Annotated in this window: 23 protein-coding genes; 8 read left to right on the top strand and 15 right to left on the bottom strand. The window is 59.7% G+C overall.

The annotated features are described in order from the left end of the window. Nucleotides 1–3: 3 nt before the first annotated feature. The 6 genes from benC to DTA24_RS13725 all read right to left on the bottom strand — a co-directional run bounded on the left by benC (nucleotide 4) and on the right by DTA24_RS13725 (nucleotide 5,469). Nucleotides 4–1,020: a benzoate 1,2-dioxygenase electron transfer component BenC gene (benC, locus tag DTA24_RS13750; RefSeq protein WP_123836885.1), complete on the bottom strand. Its 1,017-nt coding sequence runs from the start codon at nucleotides 1,018–1,020 to the stop codon at nucleotides 4–6. 9 nt (nucleotides 1,021–1,029) lie between these two features. After that, nucleotides 1,030–1,515, bottom strand: coding sequence for a benzoate 1,2-dioxygenase small subunit (gene benB / locus DTA24_RS13745; protein WP_123836884.1), 486 nt, complete (start codon nucleotides 1,513–1,515; stop codon nucleotides 1,030–1,032). Continuing rightward, nucleotides 1,515–2,897, bottom strand: coding sequence for a Rieske 2Fe-2S domain-containing protein (locus tag DTA24_RS13740; protein WP_123836883.1), 1,383 nt, complete (start codon nucleotides 2,895–2,897; stop codon nucleotides 1,515–1,517). Before DTA24_RS13740 ends, benB begins: the two co-directional genes overlap by 1 nt. Before the next feature lie 109 nt (nucleotides 2,898–3,006). Beyond that, the gene (gene catA / locus DTA24_RS13735; protein WP_008804729.1) at nucleotides 3,007–3,933 is read right to left on the bottom strand and encodes a catechol 1,2-dioxygenase; all 927 of its coding nucleotides are present in this window, start codon (nucleotides 3,931–3,933) and stop codon (nucleotides 3,007–3,009) included. A 69-nt stretch (nucleotides 3,934–4,002) separates the two neighbouring features. Beyond that, a complete protein-coding gene (gene catC / locus DTA24_RS13730; RefSeq protein ID WP_008804728.1) occupies nucleotides 4,003–4,293 on the bottom strand; it encodes a muconolactone Delta-isomerase in 291 nt (96 codons plus the stop codon). A 12-nt stretch (nucleotides 4,294–4,305) separates the two neighbouring features. Further along, nucleotides 4,306–5,469, bottom strand: coding sequence for a muconate cycloisomerase family protein (locus DTA24_RS13725; RefSeq protein WP_164481333.1), 1,164 nt, complete (start codon nucleotides 5,467–5,469; stop codon nucleotides 4,306–4,308). Nucleotides 5,470–5,640: 171 nt separating this feature from the next. Here DTA24_RS13725 and DTA24_RS13720 point away from each other — a divergent pair, with 171 nt between their 5' ends. Then, the gene (locus tag DTA24_RS13720; protein ID WP_162493252.1) at nucleotides 5,641–6,477 is read left to right on the top strand and encodes an IclR family transcriptional regulator C-terminal domain-containing protein; all 837 of its coding nucleotides are present in this window, start codon (nucleotides 5,641–5,643) and stop codon (nucleotides 6,475–6,477) included. Here the strand turns inward: DTA24_RS13720 and kmrA are convergent. Further along, on the bottom strand, nucleotides 6,472–7,971 hold the full coding sequence (kmrA, locus tag DTA24_RS13715; RefSeq protein WP_123836882.1) for an efflux MFS transporter KmrA: 1,500 nt from the start codon (nucleotides 7,969–7,971) through the stop codon (nucleotides 6,472–6,474). The two genes, DTA24_RS13720 and kmrA, sit on opposite strands and share 6 nt — an antisense overlap. 119 nt (nucleotides 7,972–8,090) lie before the next feature. Between kmrA and DTA24_RS13710 the strand changes: the two genes are divergently transcribed. After that, a complete protein-coding gene (locus tag DTA24_RS13710; RefSeq protein ID WP_032746750.1) occupies nucleotides 8,091–8,666 on the top strand; it encodes a TetR family transcriptional regulator in 576 nt (191 codons plus the stop codon). Nucleotides 8,667–8,854: 188 nt separating this feature from the next. Here the strand turns inward: DTA24_RS13710 and nhoA are convergent, their stop codons facing one another. The 4 genes from nhoA to DTA24_RS13690 form a co-directional block, all read right to left on the bottom strand. Beyond that, nucleotides 8,855–9,700 carry an N-hydroxyarylamine O-acetyltransferase gene (gene nhoA, locus DTA24_RS13705; protein WP_123836881.1) on the bottom strand — a complete coding sequence of 282 codons (846 nt, stop codon included), beginning with the start codon at nucleotides 9,698–9,700 and terminating at the stop codon, nucleotides 8,855–8,857. A 76-nt stretch (nucleotides 9,701–9,776) separates the two neighbouring features. Next, nucleotides 9,777–11,432, bottom strand: a complete 1,656-nt coding sequence (locus DTA24_RS13700; protein ID WP_023322705.1) for an ABC transporter permease — start codon at nucleotides 11,430–11,432, stop codon at nucleotides 9,777–9,779. A 58-nt stretch (nucleotides 11,433–11,490) separates the two neighbouring features. Next, entirely contained in the window at nucleotides 11,491–12,459 is a 969-nt protein-coding gene (locus tag DTA24_RS13695) for an ABC transporter substrate-binding protein (RefSeq protein WP_008804721.1), read from the bottom strand. Further along, entirely contained in the window at nucleotides 12,456–13,160 is a 705-nt protein-coding gene (locus tag DTA24_RS13690; RefSeq protein WP_012541582.1) for an ABC transporter ATP-binding protein, read from the bottom strand. Before DTA24_RS13690 ends, DTA24_RS13695 begins: the two co-directional genes overlap by 4 nt. Nucleotides 13,161–13,371: 211 nt before the next feature. Here DTA24_RS13690 and DTA24_RS13685 point away from each other — a divergent pair, with 211 nt between their 5' ends. Continuing rightward, complete coding sequence (locus DTA24_RS13685; RefSeq protein WP_004151228.1) at nucleotides 13,372–13,953, top strand: flavin reductase family protein; 582 nt, start codon at nucleotides 13,372–13,374, stop codon at nucleotides 13,951–13,953. Nucleotides 13,954–14,008: 55 nt separating this feature from the next. Here the strand turns inward: DTA24_RS13685 and DTA24_RS13680 are convergent, their stop codons facing one another. Beyond that, nucleotides 14,009–14,833, bottom strand: coding sequence for a helix-turn-helix domain-containing protein (locus tag DTA24_RS13680; protein WP_117112178.1), 825 nt, complete (start codon nucleotides 14,831–14,833; stop codon nucleotides 14,009–14,011). 204 nt (nucleotides 14,834–15,037) lie between these two features. Between DTA24_RS13680 and DTA24_RS13675 the strand changes: the two genes are divergently transcribed. The 3 genes from DTA24_RS13675 to DTA24_RS13665 are packed head-to-tail and all read left to right on the top strand — an operon-like array spanning nucleotide 15,038 to nucleotide 19,665. Beyond that, nucleotides 15,038–16,606 carry a family 78 glycoside hydrolase catalytic domain gene (locus tag DTA24_RS13675; protein WP_038422627.1) on the top strand — a complete coding sequence of 523 codons (1,569 nt, stop codon included), beginning with the start codon at nucleotides 15,038–15,040 and terminating at the stop codon, nucleotides 16,604–16,606. 23 nt (nucleotides 16,607–16,629) lie between these two features. After that, entirely contained in the window at nucleotides 16,630–18,012 is a 1,383-nt protein-coding gene (locus DTA24_RS13670; protein WP_123836880.1) for an MFS transporter, read from the top strand. 42 nt (nucleotides 18,013–18,054) lie between these two features. Next, nucleotides 18,055–19,665, top strand: a complete 1,611-nt coding sequence (locus tag DTA24_RS13665) for a carbohydrate porin (protein WP_012968090.1) — start codon at nucleotides 18,055–18,057, stop codon at nucleotides 19,663–19,665. A 39-nt stretch (nucleotides 19,666–19,704) separates the two neighbouring features. Here DTA24_RS13665 and pptA read toward each other — a convergent pair whose 3' ends face one another. The 3 genes from pptA to DTA24_RS13650 form a co-directional block, all read right to left on the bottom strand. Beyond that, on the bottom strand, nucleotides 19,705–19,932 hold the full coding sequence (gene pptA, locus DTA24_RS13660; RefSeq protein WP_002906690.1) for a tautomerase PptA: 228 nt from the start codon (nucleotides 19,930–19,932) through the stop codon (nucleotides 19,705–19,707). Between the two features lie 70 nt (nucleotides 19,933–20,002). Continuing rightward, a complete protein-coding gene (locus DTA24_RS13655) occupies nucleotides 20,003–20,620 on the bottom strand; it encodes a glutathione S-transferase family protein (RefSeq protein ID WP_064169266.1) in 618 nt (205 codons plus the stop codon). An 83-nt stretch (nucleotides 20,621–20,703) separates the two neighbouring features. Further along, the gene (locus DTA24_RS13650; RefSeq protein ID WP_016161162.1) at nucleotides 20,704–21,708 is read right to left on the bottom strand and encodes a LacI family DNA-binding transcriptional regulator; all 1,005 of its coding nucleotides are present in this window, start codon (nucleotides 21,706–21,708) and stop codon (nucleotides 20,704–20,706) included. 304 nt (nucleotides 21,709–22,012) lie between these two features. Between DTA24_RS13650 and DTA24_RS13645 the strand changes: the two genes are divergently transcribed. Together DTA24_RS13645 and DTA24_RS13640 are read left to right on the top strand one after the other, a co-directional pair. Beyond that, the gene (locus DTA24_RS13645) at nucleotides 22,013–23,209 is read left to right on the top strand and encodes an L-talarate/galactarate dehydratase (protein ID WP_012541576.1); all 1,197 of its coding nucleotides are present in this window, start codon (nucleotides 22,013–22,015) and stop codon (nucleotides 23,207–23,209) included. A gap of 204 nt (nucleotides 23,210–23,413) precedes the next feature. After that, the gene (locus tag DTA24_RS13640) at nucleotides 23,414–24,724 is read left to right on the top strand and encodes an MFS transporter (protein WP_012968087.1); all 1,311 of its coding nucleotides are present in this window, start codon (nucleotides 23,414–23,416) and stop codon (nucleotides 24,722–24,724) included. Nucleotide 24,725 lies beyond the last annotated feature (1 nt).

The following is a 24,725-nucleotide window of genomic DNA, read 5'->3' as shown; positions in this document are numbered from 1 at the left end:
TCCTTATGCCGCCGCGCTCTGGCTGGCGATAAATTTCTCATACCAGAACCCTGCCGGGGAAATGCCTCTGTCGCGCAGCGTCGTGGCGACTGCGTTGACCATCGGCGGCGGCCCACAAAGATAGATATCGACGTCGCCGTTATTCAGCATGGCGTCATCCAGATGGTCGGTGACAAAACCGCGCTGTGGGCAGGTACTGTTTTCATCCGCCACTACCGGCAGCCAGCGATATCCCGTCAGTTGTTGGTTAAACACATCCAGCGCGTCGGTTTTCACCAGATCGCAGTCACGGGTCACCCCGTACAGTAGCGTTACCGGGCGCTGACTGCCCTGTGTCTGCAGGGTGTGTAACATGGACAGCAGCGGCGCCAGCCCGGTGCCACCGGCCAGCATCAGCAGCGGGCGTTCGCCGCTGCGCAAGTAGAAACTGCCCATGGGGCCGCTGAGGGTCAGGCGATCGCCGGGCCGCGCCTGCTGGGTTAACCACTGGCTCATCATGCCGCCAGGCACGTTACGAATAAGAAAGCGCCCTTCGAGAGAACCCGGCAGCGAGCTAAATGAGTAGGCACGTACATGAGGCGTGCCCGGTACCTGAATGTTAATGTACTGTCCCGGCAGAAAAGCCAGCGGCTCATCCAGCACGACCACCAGTTCGATGGCGGTATCGGACAGACAATTCACCTGTCGTACCTGCGCCCCGGTGTTGGTCAGCGCGGTTTTGCACTGGGCGGCGGCCACCGGCACGTCGATCACACAGTCGCTGGTCGGGACCATCTGGCAGGTCAGCACCTGGCGATTCTGCGCTTCGTCGTCGCTTAACGCCTCGTCGAGATAATCCTCCCCCAGATCGTATTCACCGCTGGCGCAGTGACATTTGCAGGTACCGCAAACGCCGTCCGAACAGTCCATCGGCAGATTCACCTTCTGGCGATAGGCGGCATCCAGCACCTTCTCCCCGGCATGGCATTGAATAAAGCGGGTAATGCCGTCCTCAAAATTAAGAGCAATATTGAAGGTCATAAGCGCCTCTTAAATGTGGTAAACGTCAATCACCTGACGGATATAATCGTTATTCAGGCGCACGGTTTTGCGCACGATCTGCGGTCTGCCGTCCTGCTCAATTAGCGTGCAACAGGTAGAGCCGAAATAGGCATCCGTGTGTTGATAGCGGTGGCTCCAGGTGACCCAGTTGTAGCGCACCTCCAGCCCCTCGTCGCTTTCGCCCATCAGTTCAACATTGCTGATGATGTGGGTGGTGCGCGGCTCCGGCGTACTGGTGCCGGAACGTTCGGTTTTAATGCGATAGACGCGATCTTCCAGGCCTTCACGGTTGGGATAATAGATAAGGGAAATCTCTTTTTGCGGGTCGCGCGTCAGCTGGTCATCGTCGCCCCACGCCGGCATCCAGTAGACCACCTGCGGACTGTAACAGCTCAGCCATTCGTCCCACTGACGATCATCCAACAGGCGGGCTTCGTAATAGAGAAACTGGCGAACGTGTTCGAGATTCAACATCAGGCCACCTCCACGCGCTGGGTAATCGACTGGTCGTAACGCTGCTGTTCCTGTTCCAGCGCCGCCAGCATGACCGTTTGCCAGTGATGGTGATGGGCGATGTACAGCGCTTCATCTTCCGATTTCACCCCGCTGAGTCGTGGCGTGAAACCGGCATGTTTGGCGTGCTCATCCGGGCCGTCGACCCAGCGCAGCGCACCGCGGCTCAGATCGCTCCATGGCAGATTTTCGCCGAGATAGCCGCGCTGACAGGCGCTGAACTCTTCCAGATCGTCCGGCGTTCCCATCCCGCTAACGTTAAAGAAATCTTCATACTGGCGGATGCGTAGCGCCCGCGCCTGGTCTGATTCACCTTTTGGCGCAAAACACCAAATGGTGACTTCGGTTTTATCGACCGCAATCGGGCGGATCACGCGGATCTGGGTAGAAAACTGATCCATCAGATAGACGTTGGGGTACAGGCACAGGTTGCGGGTTTCATTGACCATCTGGTCGGCGCGTCGTTCGCCAAATTCCGCCTGTAGACGCTCGCGGTGGGCATACACCGGGCGCACTTCCGGGTTCAGCGCCCGGGTCCACAGCAGCATGTGGCCATTGTCAAAACCGTAGCCGCCGCCGACGCTCTTTGACCAGCCGTTGGCGTCAACCGCATGCGTCCCTTCCGCTTCATAGTTGCGGCGCGACATGGTTGAGGCGTAGTTCCAGTGGACCACGCTGACGTGATAGCCATCGGCGCCGTTCTCCGCGCCCAGCTTCCAGTTGCCTTCGTATACATAGCTCGACGAGCCCTTCAGCACTTCCAGCCCGTCCGGCGCCTGATCGACGATCAGATCGATGATTTTGCGGGTTTCGCCGAGATAGGCCTCCAGCGACTGCACGTCCGCATTGAGGCTACCGAATAAGAAACCGCGGTAAGACTGAAAGCGCGGCAGTTTTTGCAGATCGTGAGATCCTTCCTGTTTGAAGGTTTCAGGATAACCGCCGGTGCTCTCATCTTTGGCTTTTAATAATTTGCCATTATTGCTGAAGGTCCAGCCATGGAACGGACAGGTAAATGAGTTTTTATTTCCGGTTTTGCGTCGGCATAACATGGCCCCGCGGTGGGCACAGCTATTAATTAATGCATGCAATTCATTCTTTTTATCACGAGTGATAATAACCGGCTGCCGTCCCAGCGTCAGAGTATAATAATCTCCCGGCTCGGCAATCTGGCTTTCATGGGCGAGAAAAACCCAATTTCCTTCGAAGATATGTTTCATTTCAAAATCAAATAACTGCTGATCGGTAAATATAGAGCGGTGGCAACGGTAAATATGATTTTCACGGTCGACAATTAACGCGTTGTTAATTTTGTCTTTAAGCGCTGAGAGCGTTTTTTGCATGAGTTAACTCCTCCTGCAGGATTCAGGATGAAAGAAACAGGGTGAATTTGTCGTTTTCGGGTGCAATGTCTGGCCCGGGCAGCGGCGTGCCCGGGGCCGATAATGCCGGTTACTCTTTGGCGCGCAGGCGGGTGCCGCGGTGCTCTTCGTCGGCGTTCAGGGCTTTACACAGGGTGAAATCAAAACAGACCTCGGTGTGCTCTCCCTCAAGATCGCGCTGCGCGATGGTCTCGCGGTCGGTCACTTTTACCGGGTCGGCAATCAGACCGTCGCGGGTAGCAAAGGCAAAATCATCCCACAGATATTTATCGCCGCTGAGGTTAATCTGGCTGGTCAGATGCTTATGGCCCGGGGCGGAGACGAAGAAGTGAATGTGCGCCGGACGGTTGCCGTGGCGGCCTAACTGATCCAGCAACTTCTGCGTCGGACCATCCGGCGGGCAGCCGTAGCCGGACGGCATGATGCTGCGCACGCTGTAGCGGCCATCGGTGCCAGTGCGGATCCGGCGACGGAGGTTGTAGTCGCTCTGACTTTGATCGAAAAACGAGTAATTACCGAGGGTATTGGCGTGCCAGATATCAACAATGGCGTTAGCGATCGGCTGGCCCTGATTATCTTTAACCTGACCATGCAGCCACATCACTTCCCCGGCATCTGCGCCATCATCCATCCGGGCGTGGCTGTCGGCCAGCGGCGCATTGGCCACATACAGCGGCCCTTCGATGGTGCGCGGGGTGCCGGTTTCCCGGCGCGCCGCCGCATCAATGGCGTCCTGACGCAGGTCGAGGAAGTGCTCAAGACCCAGCCCGGCCGCCAGCAGCGCCGCTTCCTGACGCCCACCCAGCTCGTGCAGATAGTTCACCGCGTGCCAGAACTCTTCTTCTGTGACGTTATAGTCATCGATCAGCGTGCAGATATTCTCCAGCAAACGGTGGACAATGGCTTTAAAACGTTCATTACCGCCAGGGACATTTAACCCCGCGCCTTCACGTAATAATTTCTGCACGGCTTCTTGTTGTACGAAAGCATTACTCATAATTATTCTCTCTTATCGTTGTAGGATATTTGCCGGGTGTTCCCGGCATGAGGTCAGATGTTATTATTATTAGCTATCGTCTTCACGAACAGATGAGGGATGACGGCACAGCGCCTCGACGCGAATATCCATAAAAGGATACAGCGGCAATCCCATTAAAATTTGATGCAACTCTTCGGCATCTTTTACATCGAAAATACTGACATTGGCGTAAAGACCGGCGACGCGCCAGATATGTCGCCACTTGCCTTCACGTTGTAATTGTTGCGAATAGGCTTTTTCGCGTTGTTTAATTTCATCCGCTTCGGCGGCAGGAAAACCGAGCGGAATATTAACGGTCATCTCCACTTTAAATAGCATGATTTTCTCCAGTTATGCCTTACGGGAATAGAAGCGTAGCTTGTCTTCATCCAGCTCCACGCCGAGCCCTGGCGTCTGCGGGAGCGCTACCTGACCATCGGCAAAGGTGAGTGGCACGCTGACAATATCGTCTTTGAGGAGCAGCGGGCCGAACATCTCAGTGCCCCACTGCAGCGGCAGCGTCGACCAGGCGTGCAGCGACGCGACGGTACCGACGGTCCCTTCCAGCATGGTGCCGCCATACAGGCCAACCCCCGCCGCCTGGGCGACGCGGGCCAGCGCCAGCACGCTGTTCGGTCCCCCGGCTTTGGCGATTTTCAGGGCATAAGCGCCGGTAAATCCCTGCTGCGCCAGTTGATAACCCTCGTAGGCGGTCGCGACCGCTTCATCCGCGAGGATCGCGGTTTCAATATGCTGGCTCAGGCGCACCAGTGCAGCATTGTCGTGGGCGCTGACCGGCTGTTCGATAAGATCGACGCCCATCGCCGCCAGCTCGCGGCAGCCTTTCGCGCCGGTGGCGGCGTCCCAGGCCTGGTTAACGTCAACGCGGATGCTGGCGCGATCGCCTAATGCTTCCACAATGGCCCGGGTATGACGCAGGTCGGTGGCTAATTCCCGCGCGCCAATTTTCAACTTGAACGCCTGATGGCGGCGCCCGGCTAACAGTGTTTCCCCTTCGGCGATATCTTTCGCGGTATCGCCGCTGGCTAAGGTCCACAGCACCGGCAACGCCGTTTGCAGCGCCCCGCCGAGCAGCGCCGACACCGGCAGCCCTAAGGCTTTGCCCTGGGCATCCAGCAGCGCGGTTTCAATGGCGGACTTTGCAAAGGTGTTGCCTTTAATGGCGCTGTTCATACGCGCCGTCAGCGCATTCAGGTTATCGGCCGGCTGCCCTTTCAACAGCGGCGTCAGATAATGGGTTATCGCTGACGAGATGGCCTCCGGGCTCTCGACGCCATAGCTCAAACCACCGATGGTGGTGGCTTCGCCGATGCCGCAGATGCCGTCGGAGCGGGTAAGCCGCACGATCACCAGCGTCTGGCAGCCCATGGTGGTCATCGATAACTTGTGTGGCCGGATGGTCGGGACATCCACTATCCAGCTCTCAATACGTTCTACGGTGGCGGTCATTTTCGGTTCCTGATGAGATGTATAACTTTTTGTACCCACATCCATAACGGGGAGGTGTGTGCCATTGACAATAGGGTTCAGCCTGGCGGATGGTCAACGGCGATAATCGAAATGTTGTGCGATTATCGGCACGTTTGTTAAAAGGCAGTTAATAATGTGATCGCGGTGGTAAAACCGGCACAATTCAGGACGGTGCAGTTTGCGCACGGTATAGTGATGCCCCGTGAGCTTTGCATTGCAACGGAGAGGGAATCAATGCGTGACCATACCCCCACCACCTTGAGCGCCAGGCAGGCCGAGCACGACCCCAATTTTATGCTGTCTCTGGCCCGCGGGCTGGAGGTCCTTAACGCTTTTACTCCCCAGCGCCAGCGGCTGACCATTTCTCAGTTGAGCCAGAAAACCCAAATCTCCCGCGCGGCGGTACGCCGTTGCCTGTATACCCTCGCCGCGCTGGGCATGGTGCACAGTCCGGATGGCCGCAGCTATGAACTGCTGCCCCGGGTGCTGGCCGTCGGCCACGCCTATCTGGCCGGTACGCCGCTGGCCAAGGTGGCGCAGACGGCGCTGGATAGCCTCGGCAAAGCGCTCGGCGAATCCTGCTCAGCGGCGACGCTGGATGGCGATAACGTGCTCTATATCGCCCGCGCGGCAGTCAATAATTTACTGAGCGTCGACCTGGGGCGCGGCAGTCGCCTGCCGGCGTGGGCGACCTCTATGGGACGGGTGTTGTTGAGCGCGCTGCCGGAGGAACAGCTTGAGGTGACACTGTCACGAGCAGCGTTAATCCGCTACACCCCGCACACTCTGTGCGATATGGCCGGGCTACGCGCGGAGATTGCCCGGGTGCGCATGCAGGGCTATGCCCTCGCCGACCGGCAGATTGAGGTGGGGTTGTGTTCGCTGGCGGTGCCCGTGCTGTCACGCCATGGCCAGGTGGTGGCCGCCCTGAATGTCGGGGTCCCCGCCGCGACGACCAGCGCCGCGGCGTTAAAAGAGAAGGCCCTCGCCCCGCTTCGACGCGCGGCGATGGACCTGTCGCTACAGCTATAGCGCTGACTGCGGTTTCGCCACGCTCGCCAGGCTGCGCCAGATGCCGGCCGCCAGCAGCAGAAGCAGTACGCCCGCCGTCGCCAGCACCAGGCTGTGAGCCTGGGTAAAGGCCGCCTTCGCCGCCGCCATCAGCGCCTCAGCCATCCCGGCGGGCAGCGCCTGCGTCAGGCTGACCGCCTCGCCGATTGACGACGACGCCTGCTGCGCCATGGACTCACTCAGCCCGGACGGTAGCACAATGGTGGCGCTGTAGCTGCGGGTCAGGATCAGCCCGAACAGCGCAATGCCAAGACCGGCGCCAAGTTCATAGGCCATGGTTTCGATGGCCCCGGCTGCTGCCGCTTTCTCCTTCGGCGCCGCCGCCATAATCGCGGAGCTGGAGGCCAGCAGCGCGCTGGCGACGCTGAAGCCCAGCAGCGTCATCAGCCCCCACGCCTGCCACGGCTGACTGCTGAAATCGGTCAGCGCCAGGCCCAAAAAGCTGAAGGCGCTGAGCAACATTCCGCCCGTCGCGACCTGCCGCAGTCCCAGTTTCGACACCAGTATTCCGGCGATCGGGCCGCTGAAGCCGCTAGCGACCATCACTGGCAGCATAAACATCCCCGCCTCGAACGGCGTTTTCTGATGCACAAACTGCAGCTCCTGCGCCATCAGCAGTTCAAAACCGACCAGAGTAATCAGGGCCGTCATCGCCATCATCACCCCGCTTAAAATAATACGATGGGTGAAGAGCCGCATATCCACCATCGGGCGGGTCGCCGACAGCTGCTTGCGGATAAACCAGGTGAGCATCGCCGCCCCGCCGATCGCCACCAGTGCGGTGAGCCACAGCGCCAGCTGGCCCTTCAGCGCCGATTTCGCGCTAAACACCAGCATCAGGATCGACGCAATCAAAATAAGCGCCTGCAGCAGATTGAGCGGTTGTTCGCGGCGCGCGGGCTGACGCGGCACCACCTTCGCGTTAATCGCGATAACCACCAGCACGATCGGCACGTTGATCAGGAATACCGACCCCCAGTAGAAATGCTCCAGCAGCATGCCGCCCACCAGCGGGCCAAAGGCCGCGCCGCCGGAGCCCACCGCCGCCCACAGACCCAGCGCCATATTGCGCTGGCTGGCCTCGGCAAAGGTGCTGCGGATCCCGGCCAGCGTCGCCGGGACGATCATCGCCGCCCCCACCGCCAGCAAAGCGCGTGAGGCAATCAGCGTCAGGGCCGTCGGCGACAGCGCGGCGCACAGCGAGGCGACGCCAAAAATGGCGCTGCCGAGCAACAGCAGGCGCTTGAAGCCGATTTTATCGCCGAGGGCGCCCATCGGCAGTACCATTCCGGCCATCACTAATGAGTAGATATCAATGATCCACAGCAGCTCATTGCCGCTGCTACCCAGCGCGACGCTGAGCGTCGGCGCGGCCACATGTAACACCGTGGCGTCAATCGCCACCGGAATATAAACCAGCAAAATCGCCATCAGCGTCATCCATTGCCGTGACATAGCTTGTACCTCAATGTTGGAAATTGGACACACGTCCAGGATGGCGATCCTGCCGGATTGTTGAACGCATGTCCAACTTTTTGTTACACTCGGCCAAAGCCAGATGACAGCGGGGTTCTATGCACTATTTACAGCGGGATGCACGACGGGAAGGGATTATGCAGGCCGCCATGCGGCTGGCGCTGCGCGGCGGCTTTGCCGCCATGACCGTGCGGCAGATCGCCCGCGAAGCCGAGGTGGCCGCCGGGCAGTTGCACCACCACTTCTCCTCCATCGGCGAGCTGAAATCGCAGGTTTTCATCCGTCTGATCCGCGAGATGCTCGATATGCCGCTGGTGGCCGAAGACGCCAGCTGGCGCGAGCGGTTATTCTCGATGATCGGCAGCGAAGATGGCCGGCTGGAGCCCTATATCCGCCTGTGGCGCGAAGGCCAGGTGCTGGCCGACAGCGACCCGGACATCAAAGCGGCCTACCTGCTGACCATGAACATGTGGCATGAAGAGACCGTCGCCATCATCGAGCAGGGCCTCGCCTGCGGCGAATTTCGATCGGCTGAGCCTGCGGCGGATATCGCCTGGCGTTTTATCGCCCTGGTGTGCGGCCTCGACGGGATTTATGCCCTTGGTACCCAGGCCCTGGACGATGCAGCGTTTAGCCGTTATTTGAATAAGATGATTACCATGGAATTGTTTTAGCGGACGCTGCCAGAGCGTGGCAGGGATCCATCGCGGGCACTGACTGCTGGCGGAGGCCATTGACCCCGTTGCGCCGTTAGTTTGCCGGATGGCGGCTACGCCTTATCCGGCCTGCAAAACGCTTCTATCTTCATTCGATAGCTTTCCCCCAGGCCCGGTCAGCGCAGCGCCACCGGGCATGAGGAAATTTACTTCCCGGCTTCCGGATGGGTATCGAACGCCGCCATCACCGCCGCCAGCACCGCTTCACTAAAGCCATGTTTAGGATCGTCCACGCCCAGCCCGAAGCGGGTCTGCAGCCCTTCATATAGCGCGGAGACATCGGCAAAATCGACCTTCTCCACCACATGGTTATTCTCCCAGTGGGTAAAGTGGAAGTTGGTGAGGGTCATTTTGCCGCCGTCCGGCAGATGACGACACATCAGCAGATGGTGACGGAAGTGAGACTGCGGCCAGTGCGCCGACCAGAAGTTGCCCATCACATAATCAGACGCATACTGGCGGCCTAAATCGAAATGGTACATCGACTGCCAGTGCTCGTGATGGTTGAACTGCAGCGTCCACTCATCCCCTTCATGCACCAGACGATAGCTGCCATGCGGCGTTTGCTGGGGGATATCGGCCAGCAGTTTGATCGGCGCGGTCAGCGTCTGGCCGCCGAAGCCGACGTCGGCGATCCAGCGCTCGCCCGCCACTTCCACCAGCAATAAACGGTGAGTACGCGGCGGCATCTGCGGCGGATTGGCCAGCACTACGCGGCCAAGCAGGCTGCGGACGTTAAAGCCTATCTCGCGCAGCACGCGCTCAAGGAGACCATTTTGCTCAAAACAATACCCCCCGCGGCGGGCGGCGATCAGCTTCTCTTCCAGCGCCCGATCGTCAAGGTGGATCTCACGCGGCAGCAGGACGTCGAGGTTTTCAAAGGGGATGGCGCTGTTATGCTGCAGATGCAGTTCGCGCAGGGTATCAATGGATACATCAGGCCCACCCGTCCAGCCCAGACGGGAAAAATAGGCGCGTAAAAAGGGACTCATCAAGGCCTCCAGCTGTAGGTGTCCGACATTTATAGCCTATTTTTCCGCGCCGACCGTCTTTTTTGTGCGCTTGTCGTTAACCGCGCGTGCTGCGCTGCATCAGCGCCAGCGCCGTCAGCATCAGGACCAGACCGGTCAACAGCGTCAGGCTGGCCATCGCCATGCCCTGACCGACGGAGCCCTGTTCGAACTGGCGCCAGATAAACACCGCCACGGTTTGCGTACCGGCTGGAGAGAGCAGCAGCGAGGTCACCAGCTCCCGGGAGGCCACCGCGAACACCATCAGCATCGCCGCCAGCAGCGCCGGAAAGACCAGCGGCAGGACAATCAACCGCAGCGCCTGCAGTGGCGACGCCCCGTGCACCCGGGCGGCGGACTCAAGATTGGGGCCCAGCTGGCGCAGCGCGCTGCCGACATAGCGCACCGGCCAGGGCAACAGCAGGCAGCAATAGGAGAGCAGCAACATCCACAGCGTGTTATAGGGCGAGCGCGGCCAGAAAGGCTGATTCCACAGCAGGATCAAACCGACGCCTACCACCACGCCCGGCAGCGCCGCCGGCATCAGCGACAGCGCGTCCACCATCCCGCGCCCTTTAATCTTCTGCACCATCACCAGCCAGGCGGCCAGCAGGCCCAGCACGCCGACGATCAGCGCCGAGCCCAGGGCCAGCGACAGGCTGGTGCCGAGGGCCGACAGGGCATCCCCCTGCTGGTCAAACAGCGCCGCGAAGTGACGTAGCGTGACATTCTCAACACTCACGCCCCCTGAGAGCGTGCCCATCACGCTGGTGAGCATCATCGAGGCGGCAGGGACGCCGACCGCCAGGCCGCCGACGGCCGCCATCACCAGCACGGCGGGCAGCGTCATCCAGCCCAGCGATGCCCCGCGGTTTTCTCCCGGCTTGCCGGTGACGCTGGTGACCTCTTTCTCCCCCACCAGCCGCTTTTGCAGCCACCAGGCGAACAACGCCACCGCCATCAACAGCAGCGACAGCAGCGCGGCGCCGGTAAGGTCCACCGGCCAGTCGGCCAGCTTTTTCTCAATACCGACCGTCAGCATCACCACTCCCGCCCGGCTGCCCAGCGCCGCCGGTACACCAAACTCCTCGATAGCGAGGGTAAACGCCAACAGCGTGCCCGCCGCCAGCGCCGGGGAGAGCATCGGCAGTGTCACGTGCCAGAAGGCGCGCCAGGCGGTGGCGCCATGGACGCGGGCGACCACCGCCAGCCGGGTCCCGCTCGCCAGCAGGCTGCGGGAGACGGCAAAGTACACCACCGGGAAAATATTAAAGGTCATCACCAGCACGATACCGCTGCGGCTGAACAGCAGATCGTTCAATTGCCAGCCGGTCAGCTGCTGCAGATAGCCCTGGCTTTGCAGGGCCAGCATCCAGGAGAGCGCCGAGATATAGGGCGGCGTCAGAAAGGGGATCAAAAACAGGAGATCCCACAGTCGGGGCAGCGGCAGCGAAAACATACCGCGCAGGATGCCGAGCGGCAGGCCAATCATTACGCTGACCAGCGCCACGCCGGCGGCGATCCACAGCGTACCGCCGAGCATCGCCGGTAACTGGGGATCGGCCAGCAGCACTGAGACGCCGCCAAAGGCGTCCCCGAGCGAACCGGCGCTAAAATGGGGAAAAATCGCCTGCAGCAGAATAAATACTAACGGCAACGCGACCAGCATCACCAGGGCGGCGAGGGTCGCGCCGGAAAGGAATGTTTGTTTCACAACCGGTTCCTGAAGCTGAGGGGTCCCCCGGCGGCCAGCGCCGGAGGAACCGAGTCAATTACTGCGCGTACAGCTGACTGAAGCGGGCGAGCACGGCGCCCCGCTCGCTGCTGCCTTCGCTGGTGGTGGGCAGCACCTTCAGCGCGTCCAGTAGCGGACGTTTGGCCGCCACGTCGCGGCGGGCGGGCATCAGCCAGGCATCGGCAACCCTCGCCTGACCTTCCGGCGACAGCACATAATCGATAAAGGCTTTGGCATCGTCGGCATGCTGGCTGGTTTTGAGGATCATCATCGGGCGCGGGGCAATCACTGTTCCGCTGGCCGGGAAGATCACCTTCAGCGACTCGCCCTGCTGAATATTGCCGTAGGAGACATAATCCACCGCGCCAAATACCGCCGCTTTCGCCCCCTGCATCACCGGCGTCACCGCCTGGGCGTTGGGTCCGCTGACCACCATGCCGTTCTTTTTCAGATCGTCAAACAGTTGCCAGGCCTGGTCGCCCATGCTGTTTTGCAGCCCGATCAGCAAATCCAGCGACGCACCGGAGAGCGCCGGGTCGGGGGTTGTCACCTTGTCTTTAAACGCCGGCTGGGTGAGATCCCGCCACTCTTTCGGTTCCGGGGTACCGCTTTTACTGTTCCAGACAATGCCCAGGGCGGAGACGCCCTGGGCGATATAGTCCGCCGATTTCAGGTTCGCCGGTACCTGGTCGGCATTGGCGCTCGCAAAAGGCAGCAACCAGCCCCGCTGGTGCAGATCTTCGGCGGTATCCCACGAGGCGGAGATCAGCACATCCGCCTGCGGGTTGGCCTGCTCGGCCTCCAGTCGGGCCATTACTTTGCCGGTGGTGGCCTGGAAAACCGTCACCTTCACCCCGGTCTGTTGTTCAAAACCGCTGGCCAGGCTTTTCGCCAGCGAGCCGGGTCCGGCGGTGTAAACGGTCAGCGCATGGGCGCTGGAGAGCATCATGGCGGAAAGAGCCATCGCGAGTACCACTCCTTTCTTAACGGTCATAACGGTGTTCATGCAACTTCCCCTGAGGTTGGCGTAACGGCGCGGACAGCGGCCACGCGGCCCGCGGATAAATAGACAATCTGGTCAGCTAACAGCTCGGCTTCACGTCGATCATGGGTGACATACACGGCGGTGATGCCGAGCTGTCGCAACAGGCGGCTCATTTCGCCGCACAGCGATTCGCGCAGTTCGCTATCCAGGTTGGAGAGCGGTTCATCAAACAGCAGCACCCGCGGCGCGGCGACGATCGCCCGCGCCAGCGCCACCCGCTGCTGCTGACCGCCAGAAAGACCAGAGGGTTTACGTTCGGCGAAACCGTTGAGGCCTACCCGCGCCAGCGCCTCGCTAACCCGGCGCTCGCGTTCGCTACGGGAGACGCCGCGCATGCGCAGCGGAAAGGCGACGTTCTGCGCCACGCTCATATGCGGCCAGAGGGCGTAATCCTGAAAAACCATGCCGATATCGCGCTGCTCCGGGGGCAATCCCCATCCTGCGCGGGCGACCAGCCTGTCGCCAAAGCGGATTTCGCCGCTGGCCGGCACGCTCAGCCCGGCCAGCAGACGCAGCAAAGTGCTTTTGCCGCAGCCGGACGGACCCAGTAGCGCCACGATGCGGCCGGGTTCGATATGCAACGAGAAACGGTCAAGAACGGGAGTCTCTGCGAAGGCAAAAGAGACCTCCTGCAGGGTGATAGGGGTCAGCGTGCGCATCATCGCCCTCCCTTTCGGGACAGCGAGACCTGCCCGGCGGCCGACATCCGACGGGGCACGCTCACCTGGGATAACATCAGGGGAGCCAACATATTGTGATCCTCTTTGGGACTTAGTGCTGGCGACTATAGTCAGACGAGATGACGTATTGATTACATTTTCATTGCGGCTTAACGTGTTACCTGCCAACCGACCCATTATTCAAGGAACGCCTATGAGCCGCTTTCGCCACGTTGAACTGCAGTACGCCAGCCGCCTGCTCAACCACGGCCCGACCATTTTGATCACCAGCTACGATGCCCCGTCTGACCGGCGCAACGTCATGGCCGCCGCCTGGTCAATGCCGGTGGAATTCGCCCCGCCGCGGGTAGCTATCGTGGTGGATAAAAGTACCTGGACGCGGGAGATCATCGAGCGCAACGGCACCTTCGGCATTGTGGTCCCCGGCGTCGCCGCCGCCAGCTGGACCTACGCCGTCGGCAGCGTCAGCGGCCGCGATGAGGACAAATTCAATGCCTGGGGGATCCCGGTAGTGACCGGCCCGGAGCTGGGGTTGCCGCTGATCGAGGAGAAGTGTCTGGCATGGATGGAGTGCCGACTGCTGCCGGCGACGGCGGCCCAGACCCAGTACGACACCCTGTTCGGGGAGGTGGTGTCTGCCGCCGCCGATGAACGCGCGTTCGTCACCGGACGCTGGCAGTTCGACGACGATAAGCTCAATACCCTGCATCATCTTGGCACCGGCAATTTTGTCGCCAGCGGTCGTCATGTGCGGGCAAACTCCCTCGACGAGTAAGCGTGACTTGCCGCAGGCGGCAGGTTTTTCCCCTGCCCAGCCTGCGGCCCCCCTTTTAACCCGGTGGGCGGTGGCGATCGGCGCTGGGGGTCAGGCCAAATACTTTTTTATACAGGGTGGTAAAGTGGTTGCTGTTGGCAAAGCCGCACAGATAAGCCACTTCGGTAATGGTCATCTCCGTTTCACGTAATTTGACCCGCGCGGAGACCAGTCGCAGACGTTTCAGATAATTATCCGGCGTTAAGCCCGTGGCCTCTTTAATATGGCGAAACGCCGTGCGGGTGGTGAGATGAAATTGCTCCGCCAGTTGCTGCCAGTTATGTTCTTCGAAACAGTGCTCCTGCAGCCAGGTGAGTAATTTATGCAGTTTATAGCGGGTGCTGCTATATTCGGCTTCCGACTCGGCTGTGAGAATGGTGGTCACCAGCTGGAAAAAGAGAGACTCCCGTTGCGGGGTATTATCCGCCGCCCTCAGCGCCGGGGAAAATATCTTTTCCACCAGTTCCCGACAATAGCTGCGGGTCTCCGGCGCCAGCCAGCCATAGCAGGCGGCGCGCTGCGCCGATAATTGCTGCAGCAATCCCTCCATCTGCTGTAAATAGCGAAAGGACACCGCCGGATTAATTAAGACATTAATCAGCTTCAGCGTCCCCAGTTCATCATAATAGTGGACATCGCCAGGCTGGACGTAAAATACATCGCCCTGCTGGATATACAGCGGGCGGCCATTAATAACGTGTAATCCATGCCCCTCCTCGACGATCACCAGCTCGGCAAACTCGTGGCCATGTTCCTGGCTATTATCTTCCGGGTCGCTGGCGTACATGCCGAGCTTATCCTGGGGATGGGTGAAATAATACTCAACGGTCAGTGTCATCATTACAGCAAATCCTGAACAGCCTGGTGCGCAGGGGCACGATAATCTATTCCGACCTTCGCCACGCGCCCGATGTGCGGATTTGTGATCGCCAGCGCCCCCACCTCATTATTCCTGCCATTTTCACTGACGATTTGGCATTGCCAGAGTGGTGGCGCCGCCAGACGACGGCCTATGCTGCGCCTAACCTAATGGAGAGGACGCAGTATGTCACAGGCAATTCAATACAATTCCAGTGTGGCGATGACCCGCCATCCGCATTTATTACAGCGTGCGGCCGCCCTGACGCCCGCGCTACATCGTCAGCGCCAGGCGCCGCAGGCCATCGTCGAGGCCGTCGCCGATCCGGCGGCGCTGAACGGCTGGCGGGGACACACCGTCTGCACGCCTGAGCAGTTTTATCAGCAGCCGCTTCGCGTCGGCGACAGCATCATCATTGATTTTGGCAGCCATTTTGTTGGCTACCTGCAGTTCAGCTGCCGCAGCGTCGGCAGCCCGCCGGATGCCCCGGCCCATCTGCACTTCACCTTCGGCGAAACGCTGAGCGAAGTCTGCGAGCCGTTCAGCGAGTACCAGGGGTGGCTGAGCAGTAGCTGGTTGCAGCAACAGGATCTGTGGCTCGACGTCCTGCCCGCCCGGGTTGACCTGCCGCGTCGCTACTGCCTGCGCTACCTGAAGGTGGAGGTCAAAGCGCTGTCGCGCAAATTTCGTCTGCAGTTCGATGAGATAGCCCTGGAAACCGTTACCTCAGCCGGCAGCCCGCAGCCGGCGGTCATCGCCGATCCGCAGTTGAAAGCCATTGATAGCGTCGCGGTTCGCACCCTGCAAAACTGCATGCAGGAGGTATTTGAGGATGGGCCGAAACGCGACCGTCGGCTGTGGCTCGGCGACCTGCGCCTGCAGGCGTTGGTCAATGACGTGACCTTCGGCCACCACGATCTGGTCCGCCGCTGCCTGTACTTGTTTGCCGGCCATACCCGGGAAGACGGCATGGTCTCCGCCAATGTCTTTGTCCAGCCTGATGTGCGCGCCGATGACACCTTTCTCTTTGATTATTCATTATTTTTTATCGACGTACTTTATAACTACCTGAGAAGCACCGGCGACACGGAAACCGTCGGTGAGCTGTGGCCCACGGCGCGGCGGCAAATCGAGCTGGCGCTGACCCGCTGCGATCCCCACGGTCTGGTGCGCGACAGCGATGACTGGTGGGCATTTATCGACTGGCAGGCAGAGCTGAATAAACAGTCGTCGGCGCAGGGGGTGCTTATCTACTGCCTGCAGCGCGCCCTCTGGCTGGCGCAGCGTGTTGAACCGCAGCGGGTAGCCGACTACACCGCTACGCTCGCGCAGCTGAAAGAGGCCGCCCTCCGCCACCTGTGGGACAGCGAGCGGCAGGTGTTTATCAGCGGCGCCGCGCGCCAGGTCTCATGGGCGTCGCAGATCTGGCTGGTACTGGCGGAGGTTGGCACCGCCGGGCAGCGGCAAGCGCTGATGCGCCGCCTGCAGCAACAGCCGCCCGCCATTGCCATGAATACCCCGTACTTGCGCCATCATCACATTGTCGCCCTGCTGCAGTGCGGCCTGCGCGAGGAGGCGGTGGCGGAGATCAAAGCCTACTGGGGAGCGATGGTTGACTACGGCGCCGACACCTTCTGGGAAATTTTCGACCCACAGCATCCTGACTTTTCCCCGTATGGCAGTAAGCTCATTAACAGTTACTGCCATGCGTGGAGCTGTACCCCGGCCTGGTTTATTCGCCAGTACGGACTTTAACAACAACGATAAGCGAGTGATTTATGGCAGAAACAACGTTTACCCTGTGGCGGCAGCGCCTTGGCTATGGCATTGCCGATCTCTCCTGCAACCTTGTGTGGCAGATGATCTCTCTGTATCTGATGTTCTTTTACACCGACGTGATGGGCCTCCCGGCCTATTACGTTGGGCTGATGTTCCTGGTTACCCGGCTGGTGGATGGCGTGGCCGACGTGTTGATGGGGCTGGTGATCGACAATACCGCCACCCGCTGGGGGCGCTGCCGTCCCTGGCTGCTGATTGGTGCCCTGCCTTTTGGTCTGCTGTGTATTCTGGCCTTCTATGTGCCGGATTTCGGCACCACCGGCAAACTGCTGTACGCCTTTATCACCTATCTGTGTCTGTCGTTCCTCTACACCCTGGTGAACATTCCGTTCTGCGCCATGCTGCCGTTTTTAACCAGTGATTCCGCAGAGCGCACCACGCTGTCGGCGGTACGTATTCTGCTGGGATCCCTCGGGGCCACCATCGTCGCCGTGGCCACCCTGCCGCTGGTCGGCATGCTGGGCAAAGGCGACCAGCAGCAGGGGTTCCTCTATACCGCGGTGATTTTTGGCGTACTGGCGGCCTTTTTCCTGCTGGTGAGCTTTCGCAACGTCGAAGAAAAGATCATCCTCAGCGGGGAGCGCATGACCCTGAAACGCGCCTGGATTAGCCTGCGCGCCAATCGTCCGTGGTGGATCTTCGCCAGCAATATCTTTCTGATGTGGGGGGCATTCTTCTTTCAGACCGGAGCGCTGGTGTACTTCTTCCACTATTACATCGGGAATACCGAGCTGACGGCGGTTATCGCCGGGATCTCCACCTTCGTTCCCCTGCTCGGCACCCTCACCGTCCCGCTGCTGGCCCGACGCATGAAAAAACGTCATGTCTATCTGGTGGCCAGCGCGGTCAATCTGCTCGGGATGGGGATGATGATGCTGTCTGGCACCTACGCGCTGGGGCTGATCGTCGGGGCGGTGATCCTCTCCCTTGGCGCCGGTCAGCGCACGGCTATCTATTTCTCGATGCAGGCCGACCCGGTGGATTACGGCGTGTGGAAAACCGGCATTAATACCGCGGGTATCCTGACCTCGATAAACGGCTTTCTCGGCAAGGTGGCGATGGCCGGCGCCGGGGCGATCACCGGGGCACTGCTCTCCTCCGGCGGCTATATCGCCAACCAGGCGCAAAGCGACAGCGCCCTGTTGGCCATCAAGGCCTGCTATCTGTACATTCCGGCGCTGTTGATCCTCGCCTCGATGCTGTGGATGGGCCGCTTCTACCGCCTCGACGATCACTATGAGCAGATCCGTGCCGACCTCGATGCCGGACGCGGCGCCTCGCCAGCCCCGACCCCGACCACCGGAGAATCCCCCGCCATGTAAGGCGCCCCGCTGCTTTAACCTCTGGATAAATTAAGGACTTTTATGCGTATCTCTGTGATTAGCGCAGCGGTTTGCTGCGCCCTTTTTCCACTCACCAGCGCCGCCGGGTTGAGCGTCGAACAACGGCTGGCGCAACTTGAAGCGCGCCTCAATCTCGCCGAACAGCAGGCCAGCGAAGCCAGCCGCCGCGCGCAGCGGGCAGAACAGCAAACCGCCGCCGCCGAACAGCGCGCGGCGGCAGCGGAGCAGCAGGTGCAGGCGCTCAGCCAACAGACCACGGCTCGCGAACAAAAACAGCAGGCTACCAATCAGCAACTGAGCGAACAGCTGGCGAAGCGCGCCCCGGACGATGGCTTTACCTTTAACGCCTACGCCCGTTCCGGAATGTTAGTCAACAGCCACGGCAAAGGCGCCCGCGGCGGGCCAGGCATCTCCCCGGCCAGTTCGCTCAACGGCGATGCCCACGTCGGTCGTCTCGGCAACGAAAAAGATAATTATGCTGAGCTGAGCTTTGGCAAAAAGCTCACCTTCAACGATGGCTCATGGGCGCGCTTTAAGACCATGCTCGCCGACGGGGCCACCAACCCGGATCCGTGGGTTCAGGACAACGACAGCCACCATCTGAACATTCGTCAGCTGTACGTCGAGATGGGCGACTTCGCCGAGTTCACCGGGCCGTTAAAACGCGCCTCGATCTGGGCTGGCAAACGCTTCGATCGGGATAACTTCGATATCCACTTTACCGATAGCGACATCATGTTCCTCGGTGGCACCGGCGGCGGGATCAATGATGTCGACTGGGGAAGCGGCCTGCGCGGCGATTATTCGGTGTATGCGCGTAACTTCGGCGACCTTGGCAGTGATAATTACGCGGATAATGACATCCAGAATCTGCTGTTCACCGCCAACCATTTTTACGGCAACTGGCAGCTGATGACCACGGTGATGACCGCCCAGGGTAACGATGACCTGAAAGATAATACCTCGACCACCGGGAGCTATGCCCTGCGCAGCGATAACACCGCCAAAAACGGCTACTACGCGATGCTGGCCCTGCACGACAAACAGCAGTTCTACGGCCTGGCGCCAGGGGTGTCGGAAAGCGCCCTGCAGTACGGCGTCGGGCTGGGCGCCGAAGCGCGTCAGCCGGGGAGCGATGGCGACCTGACCGAGAACGCGGCCTCCCTGCGCTTTGCGTCGTACGGGATCCTGCCGCTGGGGAAAAACTGGCAGCTGGCGCCGTCGGTGATAGCCCAGCACAGCGAAGACCGCTATCGCGACGGCGACCGCTACGACTGGGCGACATTTAACCTGCGGGTATCGCAAGGGATCTCCGCTCACTTCGCCCTGCTGTATGAGGCCTCGTGGCAGTATATGGATCTCAATCCGAACGGGCGCAGCTATCGCTATAATGACAACGTTTATCAGTATCAGGCGGTCCGCGGTGATTTCTACAAGCTGACCTTCGCCCCCACCTTTAAAGTGGGCGATGTGTTTGATATCAAAGCGCGGCCGGAGATACGTTTCTTTGTCACGTGGATGAACTGGGATAAAGACCTGGATCGTTATGCGATCAACGATGATTTCGGCAGCAAAGGCTTTACCGCTGGCGGGACATGGAACTTCGGCGTGCAGACGGAGATTTGGTTCTGACCGGTCGTCACTGGCGGACATCATGCCCGCCAGTGGCAACTACATGCTATAACCCGGCTTCTTAATCAACTGCGCCATCTGCGGGGCGATCTCACTGTCCCACACCGCCTGCCACGCGTCCGGCTCAACCTGAGTCAGCGCGACGCTGACGGCGCTCTCTTTGCTGTTCAGATGGCGGATCAGCACCTCTGTGATGTCGGCGGCCAGCGCGGTTTTTTGTTCGTCAGTCAGTTCACGGGGAAAACATTTAATATCTACATGCGGCATAGCAAAGACTCCTTGTGGTCAGAGCCATAACGCTACCACAGAATGGCCGTTCTGGTTGCCATCGCGTGCGTTAAATCAGCTTGTTACGGCGTAGCGCCGCGGCCAGTTCCGGTCGCTGACAGACCGCCCGGGCGATGGCGGCGAATTTTGGCGCGTGGTCGTCAAACCACGCCTGTCGCGGCCCCCAGCTGTACATCGCCGCGATATAGCAATCCAGCAACGTTACCGACGCGCCCAGCGCCCACGGCCCGGCAGCCAGCTGCTGTTCGAACCAGAGATAGAGATTTTTCCGGTACTGGCGACAATTCTCCACCAGTTGCTCTGCGGCGGCGGGCGCCCAGCGTTCCGGGTAATCGGCATAGGTAAAGGTGGGATAGATGTTGGCCACCAGCCAGACCAGCAGACGCTGGAACTGTTGACGCTGCGGCGTCCCCGGCGCGGGGGCCAGATCGGGACGCTGATCGAGGATCATCAGCGCGATGGCGGCGGTTTCGGTCATGATGCTCCCATCGGCCAGCCTCAGGGTGGGCACCTGGCACAGCGGATTAATCTGCCGCAGACGCTCGCGCGCCGGACCGGGCTGGTCAAAGCCCTCCACGTCAACCACCTCGTAGGGAATATCGGCCAGGGAGAGCATCAGCTCGCTAATCGTCGAGCCCCATCCCGGCACGCCATAAACGGTAATCATGGTCTGCCTCCAGGGTAAAGCCTAAGTGTAGGCAGAAATTCGCCGCTCACCCACCCGGCACACCATGCCCTGAAAAGGCAGGCCTACGCCGATTCTCGTGCCACCAGCTGAAAGCCGATATCTATAATCACCCCGCTGTCTTCTCCTCCTTCGATGCGGTCAGCCAGCAGCGTAGCGGCCCGTTCACCGATGGCATGACGGTCGACGCTGACGGTAGTGATAGCCGGACGATTGCTGGCGGCGAAATCCAGATCGCCAAAACCGATCACCGCCAGATCCTGCGGTACGCGTAGCCCCCGGCTTTCGGCTTCCATAATCGCCCCCTGGGCGAGGGTGTCTGAGCTGCAGATGATCACATCAAACTCGCTGGCGGCGAGCAGCTCCGCCAGACCGCGCCGCCCCAGCGCCAGCGACGCCGGGAGCGGCACTTCAACCTGAGGCGCATCGTCCAGCCCTTTTTTAGCCAGTCGGGCACAGAGCCCCTGCTTACGCAACATCGCGCGCGCATCGCCCGCCCACAGCAGGCCTGGTCGCTGGTAGCCTTTCTCCAGTACATACTCGCCAATGGTTTCGCCAACTTTTTCATGGGAAAAACCGACCAGCATATCCAGCGGCGTCGGGGTGAGATCCCAGATTTCCACCACCGGCGTGGCGGCGTTAAGAATCGTTTTCTTTAACAGCGGCGCATGCTGGATGCCGGTTAACACCACGCCATCAGGGCGCCGCGAAAGCAAGGTAGAGACCAGCTCGGCCTCGGTCTGCCGGTCATAGCCCGCCACGCACAGCAGCATATGGTAGCCGCGCGCCGCCAGGGTATCGCTCAGCGCCTGGATGGTATCGACAAACATATTGTTATTGATTTGCGGTACCACGACCGCCACCAGCTTGCTGCGCCTGGAGGCGAGGCCGCCGGCCAGCGCATTGGGGATATAGCCCGTCGCCTGCACAGCCTGCATCACTTTCTCTACCGTTTTTGGCCTGACCAGCTGGGGCGTATTCAGCGCCCGACTGACCGTCATCGGCGACAACCCGGCGCTGCGAGCCACATCCTCCAGCGTCGGCGCCCGCGTCGGTTTTTTGCTTTTCACGGCTAAGCCCCTGTGTTAAGTCGTTTTCTGTGGGCATTATTGATGATGCCCCACGCAATTGCCAGCGCCCGCCGCGTCTCCCCTAACAGAATCAACGACCTGCAATACAAAATGTTATCGCTATCATTATGACTTGTCACTTTTCACAAACTGTTTTGGATTGTGACCTGCACAGCAAATTTTTCGCCTTTATAACGGCCAATTGTGATCGTTTGTACAAATTAAAACCACTACCGTAGCGTCAAAATCATTTCACCATTACAAATGATAGCGCAATCATTTTATTATCAAAAAGGACACCAGTATGACCTCAAGCGCCAATTCCGAATCCGTAACCTACGCCAAAGCTTTCGGCGTCAAAACCGCCGCTGAAACCGGTGACCGCATTGACCACGTTAAACTGTCGCTGGCTTTTCTGCCGCTGGCCACCCCCGTCAGCGATGCCAAAGTGCTGACCGGTCGCCAAAAACCCCTGACCGAAGTGGCGATTATCATCGCGGAAATTCACTCCCGGGATGGATTCACCGGCGTCGGCTTTAGCTACTCGAAACGTGCGGGCGGCCAGGGCATTTACGCTCACGCCAAAGAGATAGCCGATAATCTGCTTGGCGAAGATCCGAACGACATTGACAAAATCTACACAAAACTGCTGTGGGCCGGGGCTTCCGTCGGCCGGAGCGGAATGGCGGTACAAGCTATCTCCCCTATCGATATTGCCCTGTGGGATATGAAAGCCAAACGCGCCGGTCTACCGCTGGCCAAACTGCTGGGTTCACATCGTGATTCCGTGCAGTGCTACAACACTTCCGGCGGCTTCCTGCATACCCCCCTGGATCAGGTGTTGAAAAACGTGGCTATCTCCCGTGAAAACGGCATCGGCGGGATTAAACTAAAAGTCGGTCAGCCTAATACTGCCGAGGATATCCGTCGTCTGACGGCGGTGCGCGAAGTGCTGGGTGATGACTTCCCGCTGATGGTCGATGCCAACCAGCAGTGGGATCGCGAAACCGCCATTCGCATGGGGCGCAAAATGGAGCCGTTCAATCTGATCTGGATTGAGGAGCCGCTGGATGCCTATGACGTCGAAGGCCACGCGCAGCTGGCCGCCGCGCTGGATACGCCGATTGCCACCGGCGAGATGCTGACCAGCTTCCGCGAACATGAGCAGTTGATCCTCGGCAACGCCAGCGACTTCGTGCAACCGGATGCCCCGCGCGTCGGTGGGATCTCCCCGTTCCTGAAAATAATGGATCTGGCCGCGAAGCACGGTCGCAAGCTGGCTCCGCACTTTGCCATGGAGGTGCACCTGCATCTCGCCGCCGCCTACCCGCTGGAGCCATGGCTGGAGCACTTCGAGTGGCTGAACCCGCTGTTTAACGAGCAGCTAGAACTGCGCGATGGCCGGATGTGGGTTTCCGAACGCCATGGTCTGGGCTTCACCCTCAGCGAGCAGGCCCGCCGCTGGACCCAGCAAAGCTGCGAGTTTGGAACTCGCCCGTAATGACTTTTCCCGGATGACGGCGTCCACGCCTTATCCGGGCTACCGGTCCGCAGACCACTGAGAACCCGTAGCCCCGGTAAGCGCAGCGCCACCGGGGATAAACCTCTGACCCGCTGTACTCGCAATACACGAAATCCGTCAGCAAGCATCAAAGCGGCATGAAAGATGACGTGTCTTCACAACCCTGCAAAGGAGTTGAATAACATGCAACAGCAAATAAAACGCAGCAACGTGCGTTACGGTATATTGGTTTTTTTATTTCTCGCGACCGTATTTAATTATGCTGACCGGGCCACCCTGTCCGTTGTCGCGCCGATGATGAGTAAAGAGTTAGGTTTTGACCCTGAAGCAATGGGCCTGGCCTTTTCGGTGTTTGGTATTTCCTACGTCATTATGCAAATCCCCGGCGGCTGGCTGCTGGATAAATATGGTTCGCGGTTGGTCTACGGCTGCGCGCTGATTGGCTGGTCGGTCGTCACTATGTTTCAGGGCACTGTTTATCTGTTTGCCAGTCCGCTGGTGGTGCTGGTGCTCCTGCGTCTGATGATGGGGGCCATTGAAGCACCCGCTTTTCCGGCCAACAGTCGCCTGAGCGTCCAGTGGTTCCCCAATAAAGAGCGTGGATTTGTCACCTCGGTCTATCAGGCCGCGCAGTATATTTCGCTGGGCATTATTACGCCGCTGATGACCATCATTCTGCATAATTTAAGCTGGCACTATGTTTTTTATTATATTGGCGCTATCGGGGTGGTGCTGGGAATATTCTGGCTGGTAAAAGTGAAGGATCCTTCACATCATCCTAAAATTAACCCGCAGGAGCTCGATTATATTCGTGAAGGCGGCGGCGTACCGGAATTAGGTAGCCAAAAAACGCCGCAAAAATTAACTCTCGCGCAGATTAAAAGCGTCTGCGTCAATCGCATGATGATCGGGGTTTATATCGGCCAGTTCTGCGTCACATCGATTACCTGGTTCTTCCTCACCTGGTTTCCGACTTACCTCTACCAGGCCAAAGGCATGTCAATCCTCAAGGTCGGGTTTGTCGCCAGTATCCCGGCCATAGCTGGATTTATCGGCGGCCTGCTGGGCGGCGTATTTTCGGACTGGCTGCTGAAACGCGGTTACAGTCTGACCACCGCCCGTAAGCTCCCGGTGATCTGCGGCATGCTGCTCTCCTGCGTCATTGTCGTCGCCAACTACACCTCTTCGGAAGTGGTGGTGATCGCCGCCATGAGTCTGGCGTTCTTTGCCAAAGGTTTCGGGAACCTCGGCTGGTGCGTGCTGAGCGACACCTCGCCGAAAGAGATGCTCGGTATTGCCGGTGGCGTGTTCAATATGTGCGGCAACCTGGCGAGCATCATTACCCCGCTGGTCATCGGGGTGATCCTCGCCAACACCCACTCGTTTGATTACGCCATCCTCTACGTCGGTTCCATGGGCGTGCTGGGCCTGTTCTCCTATCTGTTTATCGTTGGGCCGCTGGATCGCTTGACGCTCACTCCGCGCACCGTTTGAT

The sequence above is a fragment of the Klebsiella sp. P1CD1 genome (assembly GCF_003790505.1).
GTDB lineage: Bacteria > Pseudomonadota > Gammaproteobacteria > Enterobacterales > Enterobacteriaceae > Klebsiella > Klebsiella variicola.
Note: the sequence above shows the minus strand (reverse complement) of the source record. Positions and strands in the feature narration are given on the sequence as shown.

Coding starts and splice junctions, on each gene's coding strand:
- benC (WP_123836885.1), bottom strand. CDS start 1,020: ATGACCTTCAATATTGCTCTTAATTTTGAGGACGGCATTACCCGCTTT.
- benB (WP_123836884.1), bottom strand. CDS start 1,515: ATGTTGAATCTCGAACACGTTCGCCAGTTTCTCTATTACGAAGCCCGC.
- DTA24_RS13740 (WP_123836883.1), bottom strand. CDS start 2,897: ATGCAAAAAACGCTCTCAGCGCTTAAAGACAAAATTAACAACGCGTTA.
- catA (WP_008804729.1), bottom strand. CDS start 3,933: ATGAGTAATGCTTTCGTACAACAAGAAGCCGTGCAGAAATTATTACGT.
- catC (WP_008804728.1), bottom strand. CDS start 4,293: ATGCTATTTAAAGTGGAGATGACCGTTAATATTCCGCTCGGTTTTCCT.
- DTA24_RS13725 (WP_164481333.1), bottom strand. CDS start 5,469: ATGGATGTGGGTACAAAAAGTTATACATCTCATCAGGAACCGAAAATG.
- DTA24_RS13720 (WP_162493252.1), top strand. CDS start 5,641: ATGCCCCGTGAGCTTTGCATTGCAACGGAGAGGGAATCAATGCGTGAC.
- kmrA (WP_123836882.1), bottom strand. CDS start 7,971: ATGTCACGGCAATGGATGACGCTGATGGCGATTTTGCTGGTTTATATT.
- DTA24_RS13710 (WP_032746750.1), top strand. CDS start 8,091: ATGCACTATTTACAGCGGGATGCACGACGGGAAGGGATTATGCAGGCC.
- nhoA (WP_123836881.1), bottom strand. CDS start 9,700: ATGAGTCCCTTTTTACGCGCCTATTTTTCCCGTCTGGGCTGGACGGGT.
- DTA24_RS13695 (WP_008804721.1), bottom strand. CDS start 12,459: ATGAACACCGTTATGACCGTTAAGAAAGGAGTGGTACTCGCGATGGCT.
- DTA24_RS13690 (WP_012541582.1), bottom strand. CDS start 13,160: ATGATGCGCACGCTGACCCCTATCACCCTGCAGGAGGTCTCTTTTGCC.
- DTA24_RS13685 (WP_004151228.1), top strand. CDS start 13,372: ATGAGCCGCTTTCGCCACGTTGAACTGCAGTACGCCAGCCGCCTGCTC.
- DTA24_RS13680 (WP_117112178.1), bottom strand. CDS start 14,833: ATGATGACACTGACCGTTGAGTATTATTTCACCCATCCCCAGGATAAG.
- DTA24_RS13675 (WP_038422627.1), top strand. CDS start 15,038: ATGTCACAGGCAATTCAATACAATTCCAGTGTGGCGATGACCCGCCAT.
- DTA24_RS13670 (WP_123836880.1), top strand. CDS start 16,630: ATGGCAGAAACAACGTTTACCCTGTGGCGGCAGCGCCTTGGCTATGGC.
- DTA24_RS13665 (WP_012968090.1), top strand. CDS start 18,055: ATGCGTATCTCTGTGATTAGCGCAGCGGTTTGCTGCGCCCTTTTTCCA.
- pptA (WP_002906690.1), bottom strand. CDS start 19,932: ATGCCGCATGTAGATATTAAATGTTTTCCCCGTGAACTGACTGACGAA.
- DTA24_RS13655 (WP_064169266.1), bottom strand. CDS start 20,620: ATGATTACCGTTTATGGCGTGCCGGGATGGGGCTCGACGATTAGCGAG.
- DTA24_RS13645 (WP_012541576.1), top strand. CDS start 22,013: ATGACCTCAAGCGCCAATTCCGAATCCGTAACCTACGCCAAAGCTTTC.
- DTA24_RS13640 (WP_012968087.1), top strand. CDS start 23,414: ATGCAACAGCAAATAAAACGCAGCAACGTGCGTTACGGTATATTGGTT.